The sequence below is a fragment of the Spiroplasma sp. ChiS genome, from assembly GCF_002968355.1.
Lineage (GTDB): Bacteria > Bacillota_I > Bacilli_A > Mycoplasmatales > Mycoplasmataceae > Spiroplasma > Spiroplasma citri.
Map to the genome: position 1 here is coordinate 1 of NZ_PUUH01000028.1, position 2934 is coordinate 2934.

A 2934-nucleotide genomic window follows, 5' to 3' on the forward strand; every position below is an offset into this window, starting at 1 on the left:
GTTTATTAACATTGTTTATTAAACATTAAATAAACAATATATTAGCATTATGTATAACATTGTTAATAATCAGTGTTTATTGCAATAAATAAACATTATATAAACATTATTTATAACATTGTTTATTAAACAAATATTTAGTTAGGAGACTATATTATGGATATGAAATTTAAAACAATTAAGGAATATAAAAAATTAAAAAAATGATATATTTTAGTTAATTTTTTTGCTTGATTTTTATATATTTTTCTTTTTATAAGTTCAGTTGTGTTAGTTTATGTTTTTATTTTAAATATAAATAATAACAATAAAGAAATTTTTATTTTGGCATTAGTTTTATGGTTTGTTTCTGTAATTTTGGCAATTGTACCAACTTTTTTGGAACATATAGATTTAAATAAAGGATTTAAAAAACAATTAAAGAAAGAAGTTGATAAAATTGAGTAATTTTGTTAAGAAAAATCAGAATGTAGAAAATTATTTTATTAGTAAGGAATTTATCCCTTTTACAACAGAAAAAGCAAGTTTTATTAATTTACCTAATCATAATCGTCATATTGGTTTTTGATTGAGTAATAAGTTTATTTATCCGAGTGAAAAACATTTGGAACAAGTAGCAATCGGTTTGATTTATGATAATTCTTACCCTATTGTAAAATATGATGAAAATTTAAAGCGAAATATTTGAAAATATTTAACTGGAACAGAATTAATCAATTTATATAATCAATATAAACAAAATTATTTTACTAAAATGAAAAAATCTTTATTTTTAAGTGAACCTAAAAAAGTAAAAGCAAATAATAACAATAATAATTTAACAAATTGAAGTGTTGAAAAAGAAGAACAATTAATTCGTGATTTGGAGGAATTATAAAATGGAAGTTAAATCAATAAAAGAAGAACAAAGAGAAGATAGAATAAAGTACGAAAAAAATAAAGGTTATAAATTATGTGATAATGGTTACACCATTCATATACAAAAATATTTCATCAAATAAAATTAAACTATCATTTGGTGGTATCTTATAATTTTTATTTTTAAAATCTAAATGGTTTAAACCTAAAACCCCAATTTTTTCATCATTAATAAAATAATTAGAATAAACATTATCAAATTTAGCAATTTGTGATAAATAAGTCATCAATAAAGTTTTACCAGTACCCAAAGCACCATTAATAATTGATATTGGACTACTTTTAACAATTTTAATTAATTTCCGTGTTTGAAAAAGATTACTAAAAAAAGACCAAAAAAAGATAACATCAAAAATTACTAAAAAAATAAAAAGGATAATATCTATAACTTATGTAGAACTAAAATATATAAACTGTAAATTAAAACAAACAATAAAAAGATAAAACAAAATATTTGCAATAAATCAATTTACATATCAATAAGAAACCTTAATATTTTTTTATCTTCGAAATAAATTAAAATAATTTTTAAACATATATCTACACCACCAATCTAATTGTTTTATATAAAATAAATATTGATAATCAAATTAAGAAAAATACTATTAATCAAACACCTATCATAATCACTGCATAAGTAATACTATCAATAGAACTACCAACAAAGTTATCAATTTCAGCTTTCGGAATAAAATAAAAAATCTGCAAAAGTCCTTGATATACTCGTTGCAAAAAAATATTTCAGTCCATTATTTTATCCACCTAAAAATACAACTTAAAATTAAAAATAACATACCAAAAACAAGTATTAAAAATACAACAAATATAACAATATCTAAAATAACAAGATGATTAACTCCGAAAATAATTGTCATAAATTCATAATATAAATCTCATACACTTTGCATTTTTCTTATTCCTTTCCTAAATGTTAACTACTAAAATCAAGGTTAGAGTTTATTATTAAATATTAAACTCCGTGAATTAATTTTCTGATTGTTTCAATTCCCAAAACCACAAACATTAAAATTAACGGAATAATTAATAACATATGTGACCCTAAAAAAGCAATAAATCAGTTAGTAAAAGCAATCGCTCAATTAGCAAGAATAGCAGCAAAATCTGCTATTTGCTTAATAACATCAGCATCGCCCGTTAATAAATTTAAATTCATTAATAACACCTCATTTAAAATACTTTCTATTAATAATAAAACCTTCGCATACTCTAACCTTGATTTTAGTAATTAACATTAAAAACTAAAATCAATTTTTATACTTGCGAAGGTATTTGATTGATATTAACTTATTCAACAGACTTATCTGCTTTTTTAATTTTTCGTTTTCCCCATTCTTTAAATTCTACTTTTTTAGAACAATGCGGACAAATTAAATACTTATTTTTAAATCTAAATATTGTATTAACTGTTAAAAATAACAATAACATAAACATTGTAATTACAAGAATAACTGTTGCAAAAACGGTCATTAATTATCACCTTTACTTTCTATATTTAACATATAATTTTTTACTTGTTCCACTAATAATTTAAAATGTTGTTCTTCCATAACACCAATATCAATAACATTATGATTAAGATACAATTTAATTACTTTTCTTAACATAAATAATGGTATTTTAGTAGGTAAACATTGATGAATAACATTCACTAAATATTCTAATCGTTTTTTATACAATTTAGTTTGTTTTTTCATTGTCTAACCTAGAATAATATTGATTAATTAAAACAACATTTTCATTAACACAATTTCAACAATAACGAGACCCATTTTCTCAAACAGTATTATCAACACAAACCATACATAACTGTTGTTTCATAACTATTTATTTCACAAAATAGTATCATCAATACCAATATTATTATTTTGATTTTGATGTTGATTACTATTTAACTGTTCTTGTTTTTCATTAGAATATTTATTAATAAAATCTTGTTCGGTTTCATAAGGTAATATTTTTGATATTTTACCGTTAAAACCAATTTCTACATTATAG

Annotated in this window: 8 protein-coding genes; 2 read left to right on the forward strand and 6 right to left on the reverse strand. The window is 21.1% G+C overall.

Features of this window, described 5'->3' with window-relative positions; translation table 4 throughout:
- Positions 1 to 156: 156 nt before the first annotated feature.
- Both C6B38_RS01785 and C6B38_RS01790 read left to right on the forward strand, forming a co-directional pair.
- A complete protein-coding gene (locus tag C6B38_RS01785; RefSeq protein WP_105298427.1) occupies positions 157 to 447 on the forward strand; it encodes a hypothetical protein in 291 nt (96 codons plus the stop codon).
- Positions 440 to 877 carry a DUF3627 domain-containing protein gene (locus tag C6B38_RS01790; protein ID WP_105298428.1) on the forward strand — a complete coding sequence of 146 codons (438 nt, stop codon included), beginning with the start codon at positions 440 to 442 and terminating at the stop codon, positions 875 to 877. The genes C6B38_RS01785 and C6B38_RS01790 overlap by 8 nt, the downstream gene beginning before the upstream one ends.
- Positions 878 to 950: 73 nt before the next feature.
- Here the strand turns inward: C6B38_RS01790 and C6B38_RS10970 are convergent, their stop codons facing one another.
- The 6 genes from C6B38_RS10970 to C6B38_RS10505 form a co-directional block, all read right to left on the reverse strand.
- A complete protein-coding gene (locus tag C6B38_RS10970; RefSeq protein WP_233485480.1) occupies positions 951 to 1145 on the reverse strand; it encodes a hypothetical protein in 195 nt (64 codons plus the stop codon).
- A gap of 313 nt (positions 1146 to 1458) precedes the next feature.
- Positions 1459 to 1668 (reverse strand): DUF2649 family protein, encoded by a 210-nt coding sequence (locus tag C6B38_RS01800; RefSeq protein ID WP_105298429.1) that lies wholly within the window; start codon positions 1666 to 1668, stop codon positions 1459 to 1461.
- A gap of 220 nt (positions 1669 to 1888) precedes the next feature.
- Entirely contained in the window at positions 1889 to 2092 is a 204-nt protein-coding gene (locus C6B38_RS01805) for a hypothetical protein (RefSeq protein ID WP_105298430.1), read from the reverse strand.
- A 131-nt stretch (positions 2093 to 2223) separates the two neighbouring features.
- Entirely contained in the window at positions 2224 to 2406 is a 183-nt protein-coding gene (locus C6B38_RS01810) for a hypothetical protein (protein ID WP_105298431.1), read from the reverse strand.
- A complete protein-coding gene (locus C6B38_RS01815) occupies positions 2406 to 2633 on the reverse strand; it encodes a hypothetical protein (protein WP_105298432.1) in 228 nt (75 codons plus the stop codon). Before C6B38_RS01815 ends, C6B38_RS01810 begins: the two co-directional genes overlap by 1 nt.
- The gene (locus tag C6B38_RS10505; RefSeq protein WP_199558544.1) at positions 2617 to 2757 is read right to left on the reverse strand and encodes a hypothetical protein; all 141 of its coding nucleotides are present in this window, start codon (positions 2755 to 2757) and stop codon (positions 2617 to 2619) included. The genes C6B38_RS01815 and C6B38_RS10505 overlap by 17 nt, the downstream gene beginning before the upstream one ends.
- Positions 2758 to 2934: the final 177 nt, after the last annotated feature.